Consider the following 22,061-nt stretch of genomic DNA (forward strand, 5'->3'; position numbering starts at 1 on the left):
AATTCTACATATAATGAACTAAATTATTTTAAAAAGTCAAATTAAATCTAAGCTAGTGATATTATATATAAAGTAATTAAAGCTCATTGTCTGAAAAATAACTCATATACTCCTCATCACGTAAATTTAGCAACTTTTCATGTGTTTCCCCATCATATAAATTCCAATATTTATAGCCTTTATAACCAATATATCCTATAGGGAAAAACTCTTTGCCAGCATATATAGTTACTACATCCTTGATAATCAATTCCTTGGCTAACTTAACCTTTTGAGACTTAGCTTTTATTAGCAGTTCATAATTCTCAACCTGCCAATCTTTTATGCCTTCATCTAAAATGTCAAAATGTGCTTCTAAAATAGATTCTTTAAGCCTTATTGGCTCCTCTAAATTTTGAAATTTAAGGAAATAAGCATAGTCTTTAATTTCATTGACTCTACATTGCTCGCCTTTTGGAATACATTGATCTGGATGTATTAATTCTAAATCCTTTTTTAACTGAAGTTTAGCTTTATCCCCACAAAATGATGGAGGAAAATAGATAGGTGACATTTTTTTCTCCTTTAGCAACTAATAAATAACATATTTAATTTTAAAGGAAATTACAATATAACGCTATGGTAGCAAGTCATTCCCATTAACCGCCCAATTTGGTAATCAGCAGAGTTATGTTTCGTTGATAAAAGACAAAAGAACCGACAAATTTTATCGGTTTGGAATGGATTTATCTATAACTTTCGTATAAATTCCCTGAGTAGATTATTAAAGAATGCCTAATTTTGATGAGGATAAGATAAATGTTTCATTTCGTAAGCTCGATATTGTAAAAACAAACTCTCTTTATTTGTCTAAAATGACAGGTATAACATGGACTTTCCTGTAGGGAATTTATATCTTCAAGTAAAGGTCGCCTCAATTACTTTGTGCTTGATAGTGTATTAATGTTCAGGTGATTGTGGAAGATGTCATAGTAGTTGCGGAACCTCTATCAAGTCCAAAGAAAGAACCGTACCTGTTTAAGGTACGGTTTTTTGTGAAGTATCTAAAATGAAGTTTAATTACTACTAACTCCATTATCATTAAGTTTCAGATTTAACTTTATCGTTCGGTTGTCACCTACATTAAAAATCTATTTCTTATTTGCTTCGTAGACTTTTAACAACTTACCTTTTATAGTCGTATTCTTCATGTTTTTCAACACAATTGGACCTTTATCATTCAATATTTCAACATAAGAAAATGCATCTAAAATTGTAATGATGCCAATATCCTCTACTGTAACACCGTCAATTTTCGCAATCGTCCCAACAAAATCTACTGCTCTCAGTTTCTTTTTCTTACCACCATTAAAATATAATTTCATGATTTGTTTGTTTAATTTTTCGCTTTTCGCCTTTTTCAACATTGGCTCAATATTCATTTTTGCTTCAAAATCAGATTTTTTATTTAAAACTTCTTCTTTTGATGGAACTTCCATGTGCGGAATTTTAAAACCAATATACTCTTCAATTTCACTTAAAAACTTATCTTCAAATGGTGTCACTAACGTGATGGCTTTTCCTTTTTGACCTGCTCGTCCCGTTCTTCCTGTACGATGGACATAACTTTCTTTTTCTAAAGGAAGATCGTAATTAATGACATGTGTAATATTATCAATATCAATTCCTCTAGCAGCTACATCTGTCGCTATTAAATAACGGAAATCTCCTCGCTTAAAATCACTCATCACTTCGAGACGAATATCTTGTACCATGCCACCGTGAATTTTATCGCAGCTATAGCCTGAATCGGCTAATTGTTCGCACAAAGTATCTACTCTGTCTTTTGTTCGGCAAAAAATAATACAACTATCTGGATTTTCAACAATCGTTAAATCTTGAATAGCAGAAAGTTTATTATTTTCCTCCACTACGACTAAAGCATGGTCAATTTTATCAGTTGTAAGTCCAGTAGCTTTAATCTCAATATCAGTAGGTTTTTTCATATAGTTAAGAGCTAAGTTTTTAACAGCCTCTGGCAAAGTAGCTGAAAATAACATCGTCACTCGTTTTCGTGGCAATTCTTTAATAATTGCCTCCACTTGTTCAATGAACCCCATATTCAACATTTCATCTGCTTCATCTATAACAAGATAGCGAATCTGATCCAATGCTAGAGTGCCTTTTTCAATATGATCCATGACACGACCCGGAGTACCAACTACTACATGTGTTTTTTGCTTTAATTCTGTCTTTTGGATGGCAAAAGGTTGTTTACCATAAACAGCCGTTGCTTTAATTCGTTTATATCTACCTAAATTTGTGAAATCCTCTTTGACTTGAACAGCAAGTTCTCTCGTTGGTGTTAAGATTAGAGCTTGTGGTTTATTCTCTTTCCAATCAACTAATTCACAAATTGGAATCCCATAAGAGGCCGTTTTACCACTACCCGTTTGAGATTTCACAACAAGATCCTTATTCTCTAATACAAGCGGTATAACTTTACTTTGAACTTCTGTTGGATTTTTGTATTCTAAGCTATTTAGCGCATTTACGATTTCATTACTTAATTTATAATCTTTAAAACTTTTTCCACTCATAACTAAGCCTCATTTTTAAATTATTTACTATTAATATTTCCAAATAGATGATTATCTTATACAAACTTACATTATACTCGAAATTTCACCTGCACATGCATTTCTGCCACTAATAATATAACCAATAAGATTTTAATGATGTACTCAAAGTGATTTCTCATCAATTAAGGTCTCTTCTCATAGACTGTAATGGCATCATTATTTCTCCATGCTAACTTTTAAAAAAATTAAAATAGAATAGGAGAATCAAATGAATAATAACAACGTGAAATTGTCTGTGATAATAAAGAAAATACCAGTATTTTTACAGCTATTCCTAAATTTTTGTCTAGTTATTTTAGCGCTCATTTTATCACTCTTACTTGTGAAAGAGATAGTAGTGTTCTTAGAGATTTTAATGACTCATGGTAGTAGTGACTATAAGCTATTCCTCGAAAATATCCTTATCTTCTTTTTGTACTTCGAATTTATCACGATGATTGTGAAATATTTCAAAGAAGATTACCATTTCCCACTTAGATATTTTATATATATCGGCATTACTGCAATGATTCGCCTTATTATTGTTGAGCATGATCACCCTACCGATACATTAATTTATTCACTCATAATTTTAATTCTGATTATAGGTTACTTCATTATCAATATTACGCCGCTAGAAAGACCTATCCATTTATGGTTCTTTAACAAGAAAGAAAAAAACTAGTATCCCTTAGAAGTTTAAATTATTTTAATAGCATTATATTTGAATTTTACTATTCAACTAATATGTTCAAATGATTTAAGTAAAAACTTTCACAATATCAATAACATAAACCTATTGATACATAATAAAATTCCCATTAAAAATGACATGTGTTATGAAAATAAAGTTATTCAGGTTCTTTCAGTATTCCTTTTATACTAACAGTCAACTAAAAAAACCGTACCTACTTGTAGTAAGGCTCCTAGTTTTATAGCAAAGTAATTATTTAATTTCCCAAGCAATAATCATTATTTTTAATGTTAGTCCGCTTAACTGCAACAATTGGCCCAACTTATGAGTAGTATGTAAACCTACTCTATAATCAATTAATTTTTATGCCAAGATAATTGCATCTTACGTTACCTATAAATCGTTAATCCTGGTGAAATTCCAAGTTCTACATATACTTTGGGCGGACAAGACCTCCCAGTTGGAAAATAAAGTTTCCATGCCATGCTAATCCCACATTACTCAACCTGTTCAGTTACTTATTGATCAATCCAACGAACTATTATTTTATTTAGCTTTATTATTGAACTGTTATCAATACTTAAAATTTCATCCATACTGTTTGAATCTAATTGCTCAGGGTGAATCCTCTACATTTCCGACCAGAAAAACTTAAAGTTGTAGTCACTTTAAATACCTACTTTTAAGCACTATTTATAATATTTAACTAAACTAAAAAGAGTTACAATATCTGCTTTAGGGGAAAAATGCAATGTTTAACAATTCAGCTCTATACAAAAAAAAACACACTCGCTAATGCGAACGTGTTTTAAATTATTTTGATAAATCAATTCTTTTATTTAATAAGTAAATAGTAATACCTCCAACAATCATAGACAATAACTCACCAATCCCTACTGTTAACCAAGTCGGCCAAAATGGAAGGTCATAAAGAATCGTTAATTGTCCTGCAACTGTAAACATTGATATAGAAAAAATCAATGCAGTAATTACCATCTTCAAAACATCATTTGTTATTTTTTTAGTTATTGTACGACAAAGAATTAATACAAGAAAAGTAGAAATCCCACCGATTGGTACATCTAGTACCCAAGTTGGTGACATGAAATTTGCAAGTATTACTCCTACTGTTACTGCCACAACATAGCGCTTGTTATACAATGCCAGATAGTTAAACATCTCGGATAAACGTAATTGCACTGCTCCAAAACTAATGACTGACAATAAAACAGTCACTGCCACATATACGGCTGCTACAAGTGAAATCTTTGTAAGTTCACTTACAGAAATACGTGGTGAATCCTTTGAAATAGACGTATTCAATTTTAATTCTCCTTTGTAAAATAGCACATCCGCTATTCTAGTAATAACTACGACCAAAGGAAGAGAGCCTATCGCCCTATCTGAAGTGCCGTAGTGCAAGCTATATTTGCTTACTTGCGTATTATATCAGAAGAATTTAATATTGAACAAGGTTATCTCGCAGTCCATCCACCATCAATCGGTACAACCGCCCCATGAATATAATCAGATGCTTGACTAGCCAAATAAAGCGTTAAATTTGCTACTTCATTTGGTTGAGCCCAACGTCCCGCTGGTGTTTCTTTTGCTACCCATTTTGCTATTTCACCGTCTCCTTCAAAATCAGCCTTATTCATCGGTGTTTGAATTGCACCAGGTGCAATCGCATTTGCACGAATTCCTTCACGACAATAATCTTGATCTAACTGCTTTGTATAACCAACAATTGCATGTTTAGAGGCTGTATAAGCTGCACCACCACCGCCTGCCACAAGCCCTGCAATTGATGCCATATTAACGATTACTCCTGATTTTCGCTTTAACATTTGCTGTAAAATTGCATTCGTTACAAAATAAGTACCCTTTACATTCGTGTTCATAATTTTATCCCAAAGATCCTCATCCGTATCCAGTGTTTTCGCAAATCCATCTAAAACTCCAGCCGTATTCAATAAAATATCTATTTGCTTGAATGTAGCCATAGCTTCGTTACTCGCTTGCACAACATCTGATTTAATGCAAACACTACCCACTGAGTAAGCAAAGCGTGCACCATATTTTTGATTAATGCTTATTAAACCCTGCTCATCTAAATCAAAACCAAATACATTCGCACCATTTTCTAAAAAAGCAATTGCCTGAGCCTGTCCAATGCCAGATGAAGCACCTGTTACAAATACTGTTTTTCCTGTGTACTCATCAAATTTCAAAACTTCACTCCTCATAACAAAAAGCCCATGATTTCTCATGAGCTTTTCCTATTAATCGACGATTATCCAATCTTCCGCTAATAAGTCACATACTGTTGGTGTGAACATTGTATAGCCCTCACCTTGTACATTAATTAAAAAGTATGGGTTTAAATTCTCGCCATCATGTTCGCTTTGCCCAACAAGCTTCACATACAATTCGGCACTGCCCCAACCTTTACGAATTACTTTCTCGCCAGCCTTTAAACGTGGTAATACCTCTTCAAAAGTCACTTATACTCATCCTTTATCTCAGTAATAGCATGCGTTCTTTACCGGGAAAAGTATACTGCATTGAATAATTTTTTACAACTAAAGTTTGTACAGTCAAGTTTATCATTGTACTTGATGAATTTCTTAATTATCAACTGCTTATTTTGTTGTGATAAAAAAATGTATCAATGCCATATTAAGAATAATTCAAAATGAAAGGAGAGATTTAGAATGGGAAGAGACAATAAACAAGGGAAAAGTCAGAACAAGGGTACATTACCTCAAACACCTAAAAATCAAAAAATAGCCCCGAACAAGGTGAATGAGGAGTTCTCTCAAGAGTTGGCTGAACTCGATACATTGGTTACCAAAAGCAAACGAAAAAAATAGTTATTTTATCGGTAATCAATGTGTATAGAGGAAATTATTTCTCCTTTAATGGAATTTGAATTCAGTTATAATATTTTTCGATGAATTGATGAGTTATTTGGAGAAGGCAATAGAACAACTATCCATTTAAGATGTTCATTAAAAAATCTGAAATGGATATTTCTATATCAAAAAAAGAATTTTCCATGCAATGATCAAAAAAACCCATTGGATTAGCATCCAATGGGTTTTTTTTGAATTAACTAAAATGGAATACTTCTTTAAATACCTCAAGGTATATTACAAATAAACATTGCCAAACTACGCTTATTCATTTATAAAAATTCTTTTAAACAAATGATACGCATAGTAAATATATAAAAATTGAATTGGAGGAATGTAAGATGAATTTTACACAAGGAGATAAAGTTGTATTAGTTGGGACAGGTGCAGTGGGATCTAGTTATGCGTATGCGTTGATTAATCAAGGTATATGTGAAGAACTTGTACTTGTTGATATAAACGAAGCTAAAACAAAAGCTGATGCAATGGATTTGAATCATGGACTTGTTTACGCACCAATACCTCAAAAAATTAAATATGGGCATTACAGTGATTGTAAAGATGCCGCACTCGTTGTTATCTGTGCAGGTGCAGCACAAAAACCTGGTGAAACACGCCTTGACCTTGTAAGTAAAAACCTTGCTATTTTTAAATCCATTGTTGGAAGCATTATGGATTCTGGATTCAATGGCATATTCTTAGTCGCTTCCAACCCAGTAGATATTTTAGCTTATGCAACTTGGCAATACTCTGGTCTACCGAAAGAAAGAGTTATTGGTTCAGGTACTATTTTAGACTCTGCTCGATTCCGTTTTTTTTTGGGTGAAGAATTTGGTGTAGCACCAACAAGTGTTCATGCTTATATCATTGGCGAACACGGCGATTCAGAACTTCCAGTTTGGAGTACTGCTAACATTTCAGGGAAGTTAATTGCATCTGATTTAACTGATCAAAGAAAAGATGAAATTTTTGTCCAAGTTCGCGATGCAGCTTATGCAATTATTGAGTCAAAAGGAGCTACTTATTATGGAATCGCAATGGGGCTAGCTCGAATAACAAAAGCCATTTTGCGAAATGAAGACGTTGTATTACCAGTTGGCTCATTGTTAGAAGGAGAATATGGTCACAGCAATATATATGTTGGTGTTCCTACAATCATTAATCGTGGGGGCAGAAAGAGTATCGTAGAACTTACTTTAAACCCTGAAGAAAAGGAAAAGTTGGCGAATTCCGTAAAAACATTGAAAGAAGTTCAATCTCCATTTTGGAAGTAATCCCTAAATGGCGTAAGAATTTCTAACAAAGGAGCCATGGACCATGTTGGTAGAAACTTACAACCCCTTTGATCAACTACTTATTTCCTCAATGGTTGCTTCGATTCCAATTATTGTTTTTATTTTGTGTTTGACCGTATTTAAAATGAAAGGTATTTATGCAGCATTATTAAATTTAGTCATTACCTTTTTTATCGCAATGATGGTGTTCAAATTGCCTTTTAGCGAATCAGTTGGGAGTGTCATTCAAGGTACTATTCAAGGAATATGGCCCATTGGTTATATTATTGTTATGGCGGTTTGGTTATATAAAATCTCAGTTGACTCGGGGAAATTTGATGTATTACGCGCAAGTATTGCTGGTATTTCACAAGATCAACGACTGCAGCTACTGCTAGTTGGCTTTTGTTTTAATGCATTCCTTGAAGGAGCAGCTGGTTTTGGTGTTCCAATTGCAATCTGTGCGGTACTATTGGTTTCGTTAGGATTTAAACCTCTACAAGCCGCTATGCTCTGTCTTATAGCAAATGGGGCCTCTGGAGCGTTTGGTGCAATTGGGATACCTGTCGCAATTACTGGTACATTAAATTTAGAAGGTAATGTAACTACCATGGACGTTTCCACGATGACAGCATTAACCTTACCTATTATTAATTTTACAATTCCCTTCTTACTTATCTTCTTAATTGATGGGTTAAAGGGGATTAAAGAAACACTACCAGCTATTCTCGTTGTATCTACTACCTATACGGTGACACAAGCAATAATCACCATTTCCATAGGTCCTGAATTAGCTGATATTATCCCTCCGTTACTTGCGATGGGGATTTTGGCTTTATTCTCAAAAAAATGGAAACCAAAGAATATCTTCTTACTCAACAATAAAGAGGTTAAAATTGAAAAACATACAACTGGGGATGTGATTAAGGCTTGGTCTCCGTTTTATTTATTAAGTTTATTTGTCTTAATATGGAGTATTCCACCTTTTAAAGCTTTGTTTGCGGAAGGTGGGGCACTGGCCTTTACTAAAGTAACATTTGGCATACCTGGATCTACATTAAGTTCAAGCATTGAATTAATAAGTGCAACAGGTACAGCAATATTACTAGCAGCTTTAACAACTATATTCACAACAAAGGCTATTGGTTTCGGTCATGGTTTTAAACTTTTAAGAAGAACAATTTCAGAATTTTGGATTCCAATTGTGATGATTTGTGCCATTCTTGGAATTGCTAAGCTAATGACTTATGCAGGATTAACAAGTGCATTAGGTGAAGCCGTAGCAACTACAGGTAATTTCTTCCCATTTTTATCACCAATACTAGGATGGATTGGGGTATTTATGACTGGATCGGTTGTTAATAACAATACTTTGTTTGCACCAATTCAAGCTACAGCAGGTAACATTATTGGAGTAGATTCTGCTTTATTAGTATCCGCAAATACAGCTGGAGGGGTAATGGGAAAATTAATTTCCCCACAATCCATCGCCATCGCAACTGCTGCTGTTGGTCAAACTGGTAAGGAGTCCGAATTAACGAAAATGACTTTAAAATACAGCGTTGCACTACTTGCATTTGTTTGTATTTGGACGTTTATATTATCCATTTTTTATTAAAATTAGTTGAGGCTTTCATCATTACAGATGAAAGCCCTTTTTCCTTTTCGACGGATATGCTCAAAGGAACTCCTGTAAAGAAGTAGTGAGATTTAAAAAAACTTCCTACAACTAATAGTAGGAAGCTTACATTTATACTCTGATTTACTTTAGTGGGATTTCCACAATGGCAGTCGTCTCTAATTCATTTGTTGAATCAATTGAGATTTTCCCACTATATTTATTCACTATTTCATGCACAATAAATAAACCTTGCCCTCTGATTTTCCCATGTTCTTCTTTTTTTGTTGAATACCCTTGTTTATAGATATGTTCATTATCGATAATCTTCGGTCCCGTATTCGTTATCTTAAATACATATTGCGCATCACCGGCTTTACAGCTAATCGTTATTTTACGTTTGGCTTCAGGTAATTCTACTGTTGCATCAATAGCATTATCAATTAAATTCGATAATATTTTGATTAAATCTGTTGTTTTTATTTTATCGAATGAATCATGAGAAATCGTAAAATCCATATCAATATTATAATTTTGTGCAGCGAGTTTCTTTGTTTGCAATAATATAGAAAGACCAGGATGATCTATATTTAATTTTAAAGATTCAATTGCTTGAACTTCTTTAGACAGAGATGATAAGTATTGTTGCGCCTGATCAGATTCTCCTAATTGCAGAAGTCCATGTAAAACTTGAATATGGTTGGTGAAATCATGCCTTAAAGAGGATATAGAAGTAATTAATGTTCTAATTTCCGCTTGGTACGTATCTTCCGTATCCCCTACTTCTTTAGCTACTTCTTTTTGATACCATCTTTGTAATAAAAAAAAGGAACCAATTACGACCAAAATAAATACACCATTATAAACGAAAAGATGGATGTTATTTGCCAGTACTTTTACTTTTATATCATCAAGTTTATCAGTACTAATATCGATACCTAGGTATCCAATTACCTTTCCCATTTCATCCTGTATTGGCACACCAACAGACAGATAACCCCCATACTCTGGATCTTCAATTACATCTGTCACATATGTACTTCCTTCATAGGCTTTTTTGACCTGCTCTTCAGGTACTGTACAAAACTCACCAATGTTAAAGCCCTTTTTTATTTCTTTGGGTAGCCCCACTATCATTGCTTTTGATATCTTCGGATTATCAATTTCTAATGTATATACATATAAAGCGCCCAGTTTTTCTCTTGCATCATTTAGGTAGCTTCTTAGATACCAATAATAATCGTTTCTCACAGGATTATTCAAAAATTGTTGATATTCTTCAATATCTATCTCTGACGCAATCGACTTTGCAGCTTCAAGGCTTTGGTTTGCGATTGACTCTTCAACAGTCCTTTTCATCTTCACATAAGAAGTAAGGATATTTAAACTGGTAAACACTAATAATAAGACAGTAGATAACAATAAAATTAACTTTATTTTACGATTTTTCATACAAACTGGTACTTCCTCATCGTTTTTAATTGAAAAGATAAATAATGAAATAGATCATACAGATTTCTTATAAAATATTCATTTGCTTATTAAATGGAATCAAGAACTTACTTTCCAACAATAGCACTATATTATAGTAAATATCAAAATTACTTGTTTGTTTAATCAAATTTTCTTAAAGATATAGCCTATATATACTACTGCGAAAAATTCTCAAAATCAATTTTTAATTGAAAAGACTAAGATAATTTATAATAAACTATCAAAATTTAGCATTGTATTGCACGGATACAACAATCCTTTTTATGGATATTCTTCCAATAGTGAAATAGGAATGGATGAAATGAGAAAAATAACATCATTAATCATCATGCCATTCTCTTTGTTAATTAAATTGATTTTATTTTTGGCCTTTCTTTGTGCTACGGTTCACGATGAAATAACTAAGTGCAATTTTTATTTTATTAATTTTTTTAAAAAAACCTAAAAAACTATAGGACTCTACATATCAATTTCAAGGTTCTTTTTTATGGCATTATTCATCTAATTTTAAATCTAGAATTCTTTATTTCATGATGGGTTCAACATTTAATTTTTATAGTTATTCTTCAAACTGGCATCTAAGTTTTATGTTAAATTGGTACTTTTAAAAACACCAATCCTTTGCTAAGGTTATCAGTAATTGATGAAATTGATTTAAGTGAAAGGATTCTATTATGGGAAATAATTTTCACAAGTTTTGACTACGCTCTTTGATTATGTACTAGTAAAAATAACGGTATCTATGGTGAATTTGCAATTACATTATTCTAAATATTCAGTCGTTACGAACCAAAGGAAATGACAATTTTACGCTACTATGTCCGATACCTATAAAGAAAAGATAAGGAAGGTTAATGACTATGCAAAAAACAACAAGTTATTCAAACGCACGTACTTTTAATTTAATTTTAACATCAATGTTAATTGCACTTGTATTTGTTGCCACGCTCTTGTTAAATATCAAACTACCTATTACGGCAAATGGCGGTTTAGTTCATCTTGGAACAGCTATGCTCTTTATTGTTTCAATCTTATTTGGGCCTAAAAAAGGCGCCATCGCTGGTGCCGTTGGGATGGGGTTATTTGATTTAATCTCCGGTTGGACATTATGGGCACCATTCACCATTTTAACGCGCGGCTTGCAAGGCTATATAGTTGGGAAAATTGCCTGGTCAAATGGTCGCAACGGACGTAGTATGGGTTTCAATCTCTTCGCTACTATTATTTCAGTTCCATTTATGATAGCTGGATATTACATTTGTGAAGGAGTTATATTCAGTAGTTGGATTGTACCAATGGCTTCTATTCCCGGAAACATTGTTCAAAATGTTGTAGGAATCTGTGCGGCCATTCCAGTTTGTGCTGTCCTAAAAAAACTTCCATTTTTTAAATAATTTTAAAAAGATGCACAACAACACAAATAGATTCTTATAAACATTGTTTTCAATTTCATAAAAAGAGGAGCACGCTATGTATATCAAACATTCTCCTTCTTTTACTTTTCACTAAACTCCAAATTTCAAATTGAAAAGAACTTAATTACTTTTGATACGGTCCAGAGTAACCGCGAGTTTTAAAAAAAAGAACCTTTGATTAATCCAAAGATTGATCAAAGGTTTTATGTTTTATTTCATTCAGTACATTTATTTCTACATCCAAAAATTAATTATCATCTTGCAAGTCTTCGCTTAGACAAAGCGTCTGTGCTGTTGAATTATGAATTTCTTGGAAAAACTCTGGGTTATTCGCTAGTGATACGCCATAAGAAGGAATCATTTCTTTTATTTTCGGTTCCCACTCTTTTATATGTTGCGGGAAGCATTTATTTAATACCTCAAGCATAACGTGAACAGCAGTAGAAGCACCCGGAGAAGCACCTAGTAATGCAGCAATTGAACCATCAGCAGCACTTACAACTTCAGTACCAAATTGAAGCGTTCCTTTACCACCTGCTTCAGTATCTTTAATAACTTGTACACGTTGGCCAGCAACTACAATATCCCAATCCTCGCTCTTAGCGTTCGGGATAAACTCACGTAACTCTTCCATTCGCTGTTCTTTCGATAACATAAGTTGTTGAATCAGATATTTTGTCAATCCCATCTCTTTAACTCCTGCTGCCAATAATGTAGTAATATTATGTGGTTTTACAGAAGCAATTAAATCCATATTTGAACCTGTTTTTAAGAACTTAGGTGAGAACCCAGCAAACGGTCCAAATAGCAACGATTTTTTGTTTTCAATATATCGTGTGTCAAGATGCGGAACAGACATTGGTGGTGCACCAACTTTAGCTTTTCCGTATACTTTTGCATGATGTTGCTCAGCAACTTCTTGGTTTTTACATACCAAGAATAATCCGCTAATTGGGAATCCACCAATGTGTTTACCTTCAGGAATACCTGTTTTTTGCAGTAACTCCAGACTTCCTCCACCAGCTCCAAGGAAGACGAATTTCGCCTTATGGTATTCCATTTTACAGCCATCCATATCGTGCACTTTTAATTCCCATGAGCCATCTTTAGTACGCTTAATGCTTTCAACACTATGTTTGTAATTGATATCGACATTTTGAGTTTTTAAGTTATCGAATATCATACGCGTTAAGGCTCCAAAGTTAACATCAGTTCCAGTGTCCATTTTTGTTGCCGCAATTGCTTCATTCTCTGGACGGTCTTGCATAATAAGTGGAATCCATTTTTTCAATGTTTCCGGATCATCAGAAAATTCCATGCCTTGGAACAATGGATTTTTTGACATTGTTTCATGACGTTTCTTCAAAAATTCTACATTTTTTTCGCCTTGTACCATACTCATATGAGGCAATGGCATGATAAAGTCTTGTGGATTACTAATCAGATTGCTTTTTACAAGATAAGACCAAAATTGTCTTGAAAGTTGAAATTGTTCATTAACGTTTATCGCTTTGCTTATATCAATAGAGCCATCCGATTTTTCGGATGTGTAGTTAAGTTCGCACAGTGCAGCGTGCCCTGTTCCCGCATTATTCCATTCGTTAGAGCTTTCCTCTCCCGCGTCTGCGAGCTTCTCAAACACTTTGATTTCCCATTCTGGTGCTAATTCTTTCAGTAACGATCCCAAAGTCGCACTCATGACTCCGGCACCAATTAAGATAACGTCTGTTTTATTCTGACTGTTGCTCATATTAACCTTCCTTATCTCCTAAAATTTTCAAAAAAATGTAGGCGCTCATGCTTAGGCGTCATAGCAAGACAAGGCTCAACCTAGGAAGACACCTTATCTGTATTTTTCATTATTCTATCCTAGTCTATCAAAGTTACGAAATAATTAAAACATGTACTACTATTTGATAGTTATAAGCTATTTAAAAGCTAGTAAAAAGCCCTTAACTCAGCATCTTGCAAAAGTTAAAATTTTGGTATACTTCTACCAGCGAGTATAACCCTTCTTAGTTGCACTGTACTAGCATATTTAGATACCAAAAATATTCTCACTTCTTTATATAGATATTCAGAATAAAATCATATTCTAGAGCTCTGAAATTTCCACAGTTTTCGTTATTTAATGAAGCTAAAATAACACATTGAACCTATTATATAACATCTTAAAAAAGTTATGCATCCGTTATCATTAATTATGAAAAAGCCTCTAAGACATTTCCATCCTAGAGGCTCGTAATGGAAGCTATTTCACTTGATTTCTTAACATTCATCAAGTAATCTCCTTACTATCTATTTATCTTGTTACGGATTTAGGGAACTTAGGATTTGTCCTGTTAATGAAGGAAGAAGCAGACCACGAGTTAATCCGCTTAGCTAGTTATGATGATTTCGCATAAATAGCATGTCAATTGACCTCGACTTTCAGAGATGTTGAAGAAAAATAATAATGTATCTACTTAGCAAATTCTTCTTAACCGTCACTTCAGAAAAATAACCCTCGTAAGTATTGTTAACCTACGGGGTTATTGTCTTATAATGCTACTCTTTTACAATCTCATCAGCTTTGACCAATTGCTGTCTTATCAACTCTAACTGACCTTTATTTTGTTCCACTGTATCCATGTGCTCATGACGTTGTTCTGCATTTAAGAGTGCATTTTCTGCATGGGATATTGAATTGAAAGCATGCTCAACCGCTATCTCCTCTGGGTGTGACATCGCTTGCTTAACTGCACGATCCGCCTTTTGAACAGAGTTGCTTAACAAAGTACTTGGATGATCCTTTTTCCAACTTGTATCCGAGTGCTTAGCCATTGTTCCACATTCCTTTCCATACATATTGTGATCCAATGCTTAGTATTGTAATATGTTCAGAAAATATGCACTGAGTAAATCCAAAGAATACTGATGTAATTGAAATTAGGTTTTTGTCATAGCTTTAGTAATCCTAACGTCGACCATTGATAGATCATCAGAATAAATAGTTAAATGAAATACAAAATGCCAAAATGGTTATATAACAACAATTTGGCATTACTAAATTCAAAATAATTACTTTAGAAAAAACTTGTTAAACAAATTAGAACCTCATTTACTTATCCTACAGTTCTCCGTTATAAATCAATATGAGGTTTTCTTAATTCTTTCATCATAGTTCCTCCACATTTTATACATTCAGCCCTAGTACTTTATAAATTTTTTTAATTCTTTTTAATTGCGGTGCTGTGAGTTCAATTTCTCTTCGCTTTAACACAGTTAAAAATGCTTCTTTATTATCATTATTAACAGCTATAAGAGTACTCTCAGCGTGTTGGGGGAGTTCTTTAAATCTGCAAGTTTCTAAATGATGAAGCAAGAAAGGAAAAATTCGTTCATTGTTTTCCTTGCTTGCGGATGCTAACTTTGCTAAAGTTAATATCCCTTTATCAACAGTAATAACCGAGCCAGTTTTCATAGTTAAAAAAATCGTTTCAAGATGCTCCATCATAATCGTAGATGACACTGTTGCAATGGTGGATAATACTGTCATTGCACCCCAAATTAAACGGTTATTTCTACTTTTTAGTAAATTTATAAAGGTTAAAACGAATTCACTTATAAGCTCTGGTTTAACTTCCCCAATTTCATATGCTACTTTAATACAATCTTGTTGAATTCCTTTATCCTTATTAGATAAGTTTTGTATAACCTCTTTTATACCTTCAAGATTATGATCGTTAACTAATTCCTGTGCTAGTTCAATATTTGGTTCTTCATCACGACGTTGTAACTTCGAAGCCAGCTTAGGCACTATCGTCATATCATCCCTCTTTTATGTTGATATCATTCTATTCACATACTATCATAATAATCAGACAATATTATGTATTAAGTTTTACAGTAAATGTTGGGACAAAGATTTACATAGAAAAGCAGAAATAAACGATTTTCATTTAAGAAAATTGTTTAATCTAGTCTTTTTATCAAATTACATCATTAATTTTATAGATTATTACAAAAAACGCCTTTTACACTCTCATTTATTAAACCTCATTTACTTATGATACGGTTCGGCGTAACACAACGAAATGAGAAAAAAAACAAGGATTCCCTTATTTTGAGAGATCCTTATTTTTACTTGATTCAATCAATAAAGCCATACAGTTAGACAAAAAGACCGTGAAGTGCACCTAGTAAAGTGAAAATAATCAAATGGTCACCGATGGCGATTAAAAAATTCCTCTTATTTACAAGTTCAAATAAAGTGTTTTTTAGATATACCATTGAAATAAGAATGCCAATGATACCTCCTACAGCAGCACCTTCTAACAAACTGTTAGAGCTAGTTGCTTGTATGAGTATAGCAATAAAAATAGAACTTATAAATGCAACAATTACTGAGATTACATATTTTAATGCACCTTTGCTTTGATCTTCATTTCCTACTACTATCGAATAATAGATCGCTCCATAAATCATATACAAGATTCCACCAGCAAGAATAGCAAGATAATTTAACTCACTTAATTCAATAGACATACATTTCCCTCCGATTTTATTTAGGCTCAACGGCTAAAATGATTGCACTGATTCTGCAAGTAAGATTGAGTATCCCGCTCACTTCTTTCACTATACTCTACAGGCTCATCAAAGCGATACAGTCCATATTTTCCACCACTAAAAGTATAGGTCATTTCGTCATCAAATTTTAGCTCCTGATGATCCGAAATAGCGATGCGACAATCATAACGACTTTTCTCTGGTGGTGTGATGTACGGATTGTTCCTGGGAACACCGAACATCATTGTATCCTGTTCGGCCAGCCCTCTCGCATTTGACAATTGATAAAGCTCTTCCCACACATCTGGAATTCCATTTATATAAGAACCAATATTATACCTGTTTACTGTTGTTCACTTTGGAACTAGAACAACTTGAACTTTTGTTAAGTCTAGCCATTTTAATTCATTATTATTGCTTTGTTCATTTCCTTCTTTCTTATATATGTTTACTAGTTTAGATTTTTTGCGATTATGATATTCTCGAGGAAATCGCTGTAAATAGGCTCCTTCTCACCAGCTTTTTTGACTTGTTTTAAAATAGGCATTATATGAATACGATTTACCTTTACCTCTTTACAAATAACTAAGGCCTAGTTAAATTAATTAGCTAGGCTCTCTCTATAAAAATAAAACCTCATTTACTTATGATACGGTTCACTTTAGTGCACCTAAATGAGGTTTGCATTTTTTTATTTAATGAACGTTTACTTTTCATCTCCTATATAACAACTTAATAGACCATTGCCACTGTGGAATATATTTAGATCTACTTTCGCTATTTGAATACAAATCAGCAGGAAGAATAAATTGAACTTCGCTTAAGAAAGGATTGATAGTCCTACATACAATAGGCTAATTGCTAAAACACAAAATGCTCTTAAGACATTTTAACTAATTTCTGTATTTTTTTACTTACTTGTTAATTACTACTGTAAAATGATAAAAATGAGCTATTCAACATGAATAAAGCAAACATTTATCAAGAATTTATACAGGACAATGATAAAAGATTGGGGGTTCATTTAAATGTCTATGGAACAAACGAGGTATTCTCGACTGGCTTATATAACGAAAATGATAAACATGAAGCTAGATTTACGTGAAGTATTGGAGCAGGTAACACTAGCAATATCTGAAGAAATCGTCAAATGTGATTCTGTGGGCATTTATTTGCCGCAAAAAGATGGAACATTCAGAGGATATGTAGGAAAACCAGAAGTAATTAATGGCTGGACATTGGATATGCATGTAATTGACACTGAAATAGATTTACTGGCAAAAGAAGTAATTGAAACAAAGAAAACCATCTATATTCCTAATACCTCAAAGGATAATCGACCTGATCCCAGAGCTGTTGAGGGGTTTCATATTAAATCATTATTAGCTCTTCCCATCTCCTTTGAACAAGAGTTATTTGGCCTTGTTTTTTTATTTGATTATGGCATTCCAATGAACTTAACAGATGAAGAAATTCAAACTGTTGAGGCATATGTAAATATGGCTGCCGTTGCTATTCAAAACGCAAAAAATTTAGCTCATAAAGAACATCTCATTAAAGAAAAGCAGTTGCTGCTTGATGTTACACGTGACTTATCAATGTGCTCCTCACTACAAGAGAGCCTTGATAAATGTTTTTTCTACTTAGAAAAGGTTTTAGATAATAACAATATAGGTGTTCACTTATTAGATCCTTTAGCAGAAAAAAGAATTAAACCGGTTAAGTTGAGTAAGGATAGTGATTGGACAGAAGAAAATTGGCTAAAAACACATAACAAAATAAAAATTGACCAAAGTAATGATGCTGTAATGCAGGAGGTTTTTGAAACCAAAAAAGCAATTCTTATTCCAAATGTATTTGAGGATGAAAGGCCTAATCATGAAGTTTGTCGCAATTTCGGCATATACGGTTTAGTTATGTTTCCTTTGATTTCAATGGGTGAAATTTTAGGACAAATATCTATTGTTAATCTTGAAAAAAAAGCATTTTTCTATTCAGAAACTCAATTACAGCTAGCCCAATCAATTGTTGACACTACAGCATCTGCATTATCAAACCTTTTATTTATGGAAAAGCAAGAGATCGTTATCGAGGAGAGAACCTCAGAAGTAATAGTCAAAAATAAAGAGCTTGAAAAAGTTGTAGCAGAGTTACAGCAGCTTAGCCGTGAAAAAGAGTTAATTCTCAATTCTGCAGGTGAAGGAATCTTTGGATTAGATCTTGATCGAAACATTACATTCTGCAATCCAGCAGGTGCACTCATGCTGGGTTATGAAACAGAGAGAGAATTAATCGGAAAATCAGTCGATATTATTATGAGTGGAAGTGAAACAGAGGACAACATTATTGTTTCATCCTTTTTAAATACAAATTTCAACAGCTACAAGGTGTTTTTTAGAAAAGACAACTCCAACTTTCCAGTTGAATATGTAACCTCCTTAATAAAAGAAGGAGACGAGATTGTAGGAGAAGTTGTCACATTTAAAGATATAACTCAAAGAAAGCAACTGGAAGAAAAGATTAAATACCACGCTTATTTTGATAGTTTAACGGATTTACCAAATAGAATTCTTTTAATAGACAGACTAACTCAAGGATTGAAGTATGCAAAATTGAATGGAGAAAAATTAGCAGTTCTATATTTGGATTTAGACCGTTTTAAGTTAGTAAATGATTCGCTAGGACATAGCTATGGAGATCTATTGCTCCAAGATGTTGCCAAACGTTTAAGTGCTTGCGTTCCAGAAGGTGCAACCGTATCACGGCAAGGAGGGGATGAATTTACAATCTATTTACCTAATATTAAATGTGAAAATGACATTTTGAAGGTTATTAATTGTTTAAATGCTTCTTTCTCTAAACCTTTCAACCTAATAGACAATGAAATATATATTAAAACAAGTATTGGTATAAGCCTGTTTCCTGATAACGGCGATACTACAGATACGTTAATCAAAAATGCAGACACAGCTATGTACAAATCGAAAGAAACACCAGGTACTAGCTACCATTTCTTTAGCGAAGGGATGGATACAAGAACTTTTGAAAGTATCAAACTTGAAAATGATTTATATAAGGCTTTAGAGCAAGATGAACTTATTATCTTCTATCAGCCACAAATAAACTATAAAACAAACAGACTTAAGGGAGTAGAAGCTTTACTAAGGTGGAATCATCGAGAACACGGAATGATAACACCAGATAAGTTTATTCCAATTGCTGAAGAAACAGGTTTAATTGTCCCTATAGGTGAGTGGGTTCTTAAAGAATCTTGCAAACAATTGAAAAAATGGCATAATCAAGGATACCCTTTAATTAGTATGTCTGTAAATTTATCCGTCCATCAGTTCGAACAGAATAATCTATTTTCTATTGTAAAAAATGTCCTAAAAGAAACAGATCTGTCACCTGAGTATTTACAACTAGAGCTTACAGAAAATTTAATTGTTAAAAATACAGAGTTAACATTAAAAACAATGACACAATTGAAGGGACTTGGGATAAATTTAGCTATTGATGATTTTGGTACCGGATATTCATCTTTAGGTTATTTAAAAAATTTGCCGATTTCCACATTAAAAATTGATAAATCCTTTGTACAAGAAATGTTATGGGATGATGCAGCCATTACAAATACGATCATTACTCTCGCTCAAAATTTACACCTTGAGGTTATTGCTGAAGGGGTTGAAACAAAAGAACAGGCAGATTTTTTATTGGCACAAAATTGTCATTTAATGCAAGGGTATTTTTTTAGTAAGCCCATGAAGGCTGAAGATATTATGAAAAAATATTTCTATTAGCTTTCTATTTTATAAAGTAAAGGAGAATCATTATGAAAGCAGCTCGTACGGTCTTAGAATATTTGAAAAGTAACGGTGTTCAACATATTTTTGGTATTCCAGCAGGTTCTGTCAATGCGTTTTTTGATGAACTCAATGATATGAGTGAATTAACACCGATTGTAACAAAACATGAAGGGGCAGCATCATACATGGCCGCAGCTTACGCAAAATACACAGACCAGATGAGTGTATGTATTGGTTGTAGTGGACCTGGTGGAACAAACCTAGTAACAGGTGCTGCAAATGCCATGCGGGAGCATTTACCGGTTTTATTTTTAACCGGTGCTGTTCCAATTAACACAATCGGTTTAAATGCTTCTCAAGAATTGGATGCTGAACCGATCTTTCAACCAGTCACCAAATATAGTGTAACGGTTAAAGAATCAAAGGATTTACTGAAAGAAGTAGTAAAAGCCTCCGAAATCGCTATATCTGGAGTGCCTGGTCCAGTACATATTGCTATACCAATAGATATTCAACACGAAATAGTTCAAAACATAGAAATACCAGCTCCACCTAAAAGAACAGCTATAGTTCCTAATATCGATACCATTAAAAATGTAGCTGAAGAGCTACTAAAAAGAAAAAATGGTTACATTTTGGCAGGACAAGGAATACGGAACTCAGTTGAACAATTACTAGAGTTAGCAGAAATATTAAATTGGCCTATTATAACAACACCGCAAGCAAAAGGATACATTCCAGAGGATCATCCTCTTCTAGTAGGCGTTTTCGGTTTTGCTGGCCACGAGGCTGCCTCAAAATTGATAGCTGAAGGCGATGGACAAGTATTATTAATCGTGGGTTCAAGTTTAGGCGAAACAGCAACAAATAACTACAACTTAAATCTTACGAAAAATCGTTTGTCTATACAAATGGACTTTGATCAATCGGTTTTCAATCGAAAATATGAGATTGATATACCTGTGCTTGGCGATATAAATTTAACTTTATTATTACTCATAGAAGAATTGAGAACTAAAGGGGTAACAAAAAAAAGGACTCCACTTGAAGTTAAAGAAAATAAAGAGCTTCTTGAGGATACAGGGGAGTATAACACGAAAAACGTTCTATTAAGTATTCAAAAATATTTACCTTCCTCCACTAGGTATGCAATTGATATTGGTGAATTTATGTCCTATGTCATTCATCACATGAAGGTTTTAGATTATGATACTTATAGTATTAATGTACATTTTGGCGCAATGGGAAGTGGGATTGGTTCTGCCATTGGCTCAAAGTTAGCTGAACCTGAACGTCCTGTTGTATGTATCACAGGTGATGGTTGCTTTTTCATGCATGGAATGGAAATATTAACAGCAAAAGAATATAATCTACCGATTTTGTTTATTGTTATGAATAATGCTCGTTTAGGAATGGTTTACCATGGACATGCGCTACAATTCCACCGTACTCACCCATCTTTTGAGCAAAATCCAATTAATATTAGTGCTTTGGCTTCAGCTATGGATATACCAAGTTTTCGAGTAACGGAACTACTAGATATTAACCAAGATATGATTAATAACTTATTGAATTTAAATGGGCCAGCAGTCTTGGAAGTAGCTTTAACAGATCATAATACGCCTCCTATGGGAGACCGAGTTAAATTTTTGTCTTCTTTTGGAAAGTAAGAACTTTTAAGGTTTCATAACTAC

General features: G+C 33.4%; 18 protein-coding genes. 7 read left to right on the top strand and 11 right to left on the bottom strand.

Translation table 11 applies throughout. The annotated features are described in order from the left end of the window. Nucleotides 1-76: 76 nt before the first annotated feature. Both ACQKM9_RS10175 and ACQKM9_RS10180 read right to left on the bottom strand, forming a co-directional pair. A complete protein-coding gene (locus ACQKM9_RS10175) occupies nucleotides 77-553 on the bottom strand; it encodes a hypothetical protein (protein WP_427734250.1) in 477 nt (158 codons plus the stop codon). A 577-nt stretch (nucleotides 554-1,130) separates the two neighbouring features. Continuing rightward, nucleotides 1,131-2,579, bottom strand: a complete 1,449-nt coding sequence (locus ACQKM9_RS10180) for a DEAD/DEAH box helicase (RefSeq protein ID WP_427734251.1) — start codon at nucleotides 2,577-2,579, stop codon at nucleotides 1,131-1,133. A gap of 250 nt (nucleotides 2,580-2,829) precedes the next feature. On the opposite strand from ACQKM9_RS10180, the gene psiE reads away from it, so the two are divergent. Then, on the top strand, nucleotides 2,830-3,285 hold the full coding sequence (gene psiE, locus ACQKM9_RS10185) for a phosphate-starvation-inducible protein PsiE (RefSeq protein ID WP_427734252.1): 456 nt from the start codon (nucleotides 2,830-2,832) through the stop codon (nucleotides 3,283-3,285). Between the two features lie 822 nt (nucleotides 3,286-4,107). Here psiE and ACQKM9_RS10190 read toward each other — a convergent pair. From ACQKM9_RS10190 to ACQKM9_RS10200, 3 genes are all read right to left on the bottom strand, one after another. After that, nucleotides 4,108-4,617 carry a QueT transporter family protein gene (locus ACQKM9_RS10190; RefSeq protein ID WP_427734253.1) on the bottom strand — a complete coding sequence of 170 codons (510 nt, stop codon included), beginning with the start codon at nucleotides 4,615-4,617 and terminating at the stop codon, nucleotides 4,108-4,110. Nucleotides 4,618-4,769: 152 nt separating this feature from the next. Next, the gene (locus ACQKM9_RS10195) at nucleotides 4,770-5,540 is read right to left on the bottom strand and encodes a 3-oxoacyl-ACP reductase (protein WP_427734254.1); all 771 of its coding nucleotides are present in this window, start codon (nucleotides 5,538-5,540) and stop codon (nucleotides 4,770-4,772) included. Between the two features lie 36 nt (nucleotides 5,541-5,576). Further along, nucleotides 5,577-5,798 (bottom strand): DUF2829 domain-containing protein, encoded by a 222-nt coding sequence (locus tag ACQKM9_RS10200; RefSeq protein ID WP_427734255.1) that lies wholly within the window; start codon nucleotides 5,796-5,798, stop codon nucleotides 5,577-5,579. A 210-nt stretch (nucleotides 5,799-6,008) separates the two neighbouring features. Between ACQKM9_RS10200 and ACQKM9_RS10205 the strand changes: the two genes are divergently transcribed. From ACQKM9_RS10205 to ACQKM9_RS10215, 3 genes are all read left to right on the top strand, one after another. Next, complete coding sequence (locus ACQKM9_RS10205) at nucleotides 6,009-6,167, top strand: YfhD family protein (RefSeq protein WP_427734256.1); 159 nt, start codon at nucleotides 6,009-6,011, stop codon at nucleotides 6,165-6,167. 383 nt (nucleotides 6,168-6,550) lie between these two features. Beyond that, on the top strand, nucleotides 6,551-7,483 hold the full coding sequence (locus ACQKM9_RS10210) for an L-lactate dehydrogenase (RefSeq protein ID WP_427734257.1): 933 nt from the start codon (nucleotides 6,551-6,553) through the stop codon (nucleotides 7,481-7,483). Between the two features lie 43 nt (nucleotides 7,484-7,526). Beyond that, entirely contained in the window at nucleotides 7,527-9,101 is a 1,575-nt protein-coding gene (locus ACQKM9_RS10215; protein WP_427734258.1) for an L-lactate permease, read from the top strand. A gap of 144 nt (nucleotides 9,102-9,245) precedes the next feature. Here the strand turns inward: ACQKM9_RS10215 and ACQKM9_RS10220 are convergent, their stop codons facing one another. Then, complete coding sequence (locus ACQKM9_RS10220) at nucleotides 9,246-10,553, bottom strand: sensor histidine kinase (RefSeq protein WP_427734259.1); 1,308 nt, start codon at nucleotides 10,551-10,553, stop codon at nucleotides 9,246-9,248. 902 nt (nucleotides 10,554-11,455) lie between these two features. On the opposite strand from ACQKM9_RS10220, the gene ACQKM9_RS10225 reads away from it, so the two are divergent. After that, nucleotides 11,456-11,989, top strand: coding sequence for an ECF transporter S component (locus ACQKM9_RS10225; protein ID WP_427734260.1), 534 nt, complete (start codon nucleotides 11,456-11,458; stop codon nucleotides 11,987-11,989). Between the two features lie 268 nt (nucleotides 11,990-12,257). Here the strand turns inward: ACQKM9_RS10225 and mqo are convergent, their stop codons facing one another. The 5 genes from mqo to ACQKM9_RS10250 all read right to left on the bottom strand — a co-directional run bounded on the left by mqo (nucleotide 12,258) and on the right by ACQKM9_RS10250 (nucleotide 16,890). After that, nucleotides 12,258-13,760: a malate dehydrogenase (quinone) gene (gene mqo / locus ACQKM9_RS10230; protein WP_427734261.1), complete on the bottom strand. Its 1,503-nt coding sequence runs from the start codon at nucleotides 13,758-13,760 to the stop codon at nucleotides 12,258-12,260. A gap of 797 nt (nucleotides 13,761-14,557) precedes the next feature. Continuing rightward, nucleotides 14,558-14,833 carry a hypothetical protein gene (locus tag ACQKM9_RS10235; protein WP_427734262.1) on the bottom strand — a complete coding sequence of 92 codons (276 nt, stop codon included), beginning with the start codon at nucleotides 14,831-14,833 and terminating at the stop codon, nucleotides 14,558-14,560. Nucleotides 14,834-15,185: 352 nt separating this feature from the next. Continuing rightward, nucleotides 15,186-15,818 (bottom strand): hypothetical protein, encoded by a 633-nt coding sequence (locus ACQKM9_RS10240; RefSeq protein ID WP_427734263.1) that lies wholly within the window; start codon nucleotides 15,816-15,818, stop codon nucleotides 15,186-15,188. 344 nt (nucleotides 15,819-16,162) lie between these two features. After that, entirely contained in the window at nucleotides 16,163-16,537 is a 375-nt protein-coding gene (locus tag ACQKM9_RS10245) for a DUF1761 domain-containing protein (protein ID WP_427734264.1), read from the bottom strand. Between the two features lie 26 nt (nucleotides 16,538-16,563). Continuing rightward, nucleotides 16,564-16,890 (bottom strand): GyrI-like domain-containing protein, encoded by a 327-nt coding sequence (locus ACQKM9_RS10250; RefSeq protein ID WP_427734310.1) that lies wholly within the window; start codon nucleotides 16,888-16,890, stop codon nucleotides 16,564-16,566. Nucleotides 16,891-17,586: 696 nt separating this feature from the next. On the opposite strand from ACQKM9_RS10250, the gene ACQKM9_RS10255 reads away from it, so the two are divergent. Both ACQKM9_RS10255 and ACQKM9_RS10260 read left to right on the top strand, forming a co-directional pair. After that, on the top strand, nucleotides 17,587-20,361 hold the full coding sequence (locus tag ACQKM9_RS10255) for a bifunctional diguanylate cyclase/phosphodiesterase (RefSeq protein ID WP_427734265.1): 2,775 nt from the start codon (nucleotides 17,587-17,589) through the stop codon (nucleotides 20,359-20,361). Nucleotides 20,362-20,393: 32 nt separating this feature from the next. Continuing rightward, a complete protein-coding gene (locus ACQKM9_RS10260; RefSeq protein WP_427734266.1) occupies nucleotides 20,394-22,037 on the top strand; it encodes a thiamine pyrophosphate-binding protein in 1,644 nt (547 codons plus the stop codon). Nucleotides 22,038-22,061: the final 24 nt, after the last annotated feature.

It is taken from the genome of Viridibacillus sp. NPDC093762 (genome assembly GCF_050279675.1).
GTDB lineage: Bacteria > Bacillota > Bacilli > Bacillales_A > Planococcaceae > Viridibacillus.

Excerpts from the sequence above, each read along its gene's own strand:
- ACQKM9_RS10175 (WP_427734250.1), bottom strand. The coding sequence starts at position 553 with ATGTCACCTATCTATTTTCCTCCATCATTTTGTGGGGATAAAGCTAAA.
- ACQKM9_RS10180 (WP_427734251.1), bottom strand. The coding sequence starts at position 2,579 with ATGAGTGGAAAAAGTTTTAAAGATTATAAATTAAGTAATGAAATCGTA.
- psiE (WP_427734252.1), top strand. The coding sequence starts at position 2,830 with ATGAATAATAACAACGTGAAATTGTCTGTGATAATAAAGAAAATACCA.
- ACQKM9_RS10195 (WP_427734254.1), bottom strand. The coding sequence starts at position 5,540 with ATGAGGAGTGAAGTTTTGAAATTTGATGAGTACACAGGAAAAACAGTA.
- ACQKM9_RS10205 (WP_427734256.1), top strand. The coding sequence starts at position 6,009 with ATGGGAAGAGACAATAAACAAGGGAAAAGTCAGAACAAGGGTACATTA.
- ACQKM9_RS10210 (WP_427734257.1), top strand. The coding sequence starts at position 6,551 with ATGAATTTTACACAAGGAGATAAAGTTGTATTAGTTGGGACAGGTGCA.
- ACQKM9_RS10215 (WP_427734258.1), top strand. The coding sequence starts at position 7,527 with ATGTTGGTAGAAACTTACAACCCCTTTGATCAACTACTTATTTCCTCA.
- ACQKM9_RS10220 (WP_427734259.1), bottom strand. The coding sequence starts at position 10,553 with ATGAAAAATCGTAAAATAAAGTTAATTTTATTGTTATCTACTGTCTTA.
- ACQKM9_RS10225 (WP_427734260.1), top strand. The coding sequence starts at position 11,456 with ATGCAAAAAACAACAAGTTATTCAAACGCACGTACTTTTAATTTAATT.
- mqo (WP_427734261.1), bottom strand. The coding sequence starts at position 13,760 with ATGAGCAACAGTCAGAATAAAACAGACGTTATCTTAATTGGTGCCGGA.
- ACQKM9_RS10235 (WP_427734262.1), bottom strand. The coding sequence starts at position 14,833 with ATGGCTAAGCACTCGGATACAAGTTGGAAAAAGGATCATCCAAGTACT.
- ACQKM9_RS10240 (WP_427734263.1), bottom strand. The coding sequence starts at position 15,818 with ATGACGATAGTGCCTAAGCTGGCTTCGAAGTTACAACGTCGTGATGAA.
- ACQKM9_RS10245 (WP_427734264.1), bottom strand. The coding sequence starts at position 16,537 with ATGTCTATTGAATTAAGTGAGTTAAATTATCTTGCTATTCTTGCTGGT.
- ACQKM9_RS10255 (WP_427734265.1), top strand. The coding sequence starts at position 17,587 with ATGTCTATGGAACAAACGAGGTATTCTCGACTGGCTTATATAACGAAA.
- ACQKM9_RS10260 (WP_427734266.1), top strand. The coding sequence starts at position 20,394 with ATGAAAGCAGCTCGTACGGTCTTAGAATATTTGAAAAGTAACGGTGTT.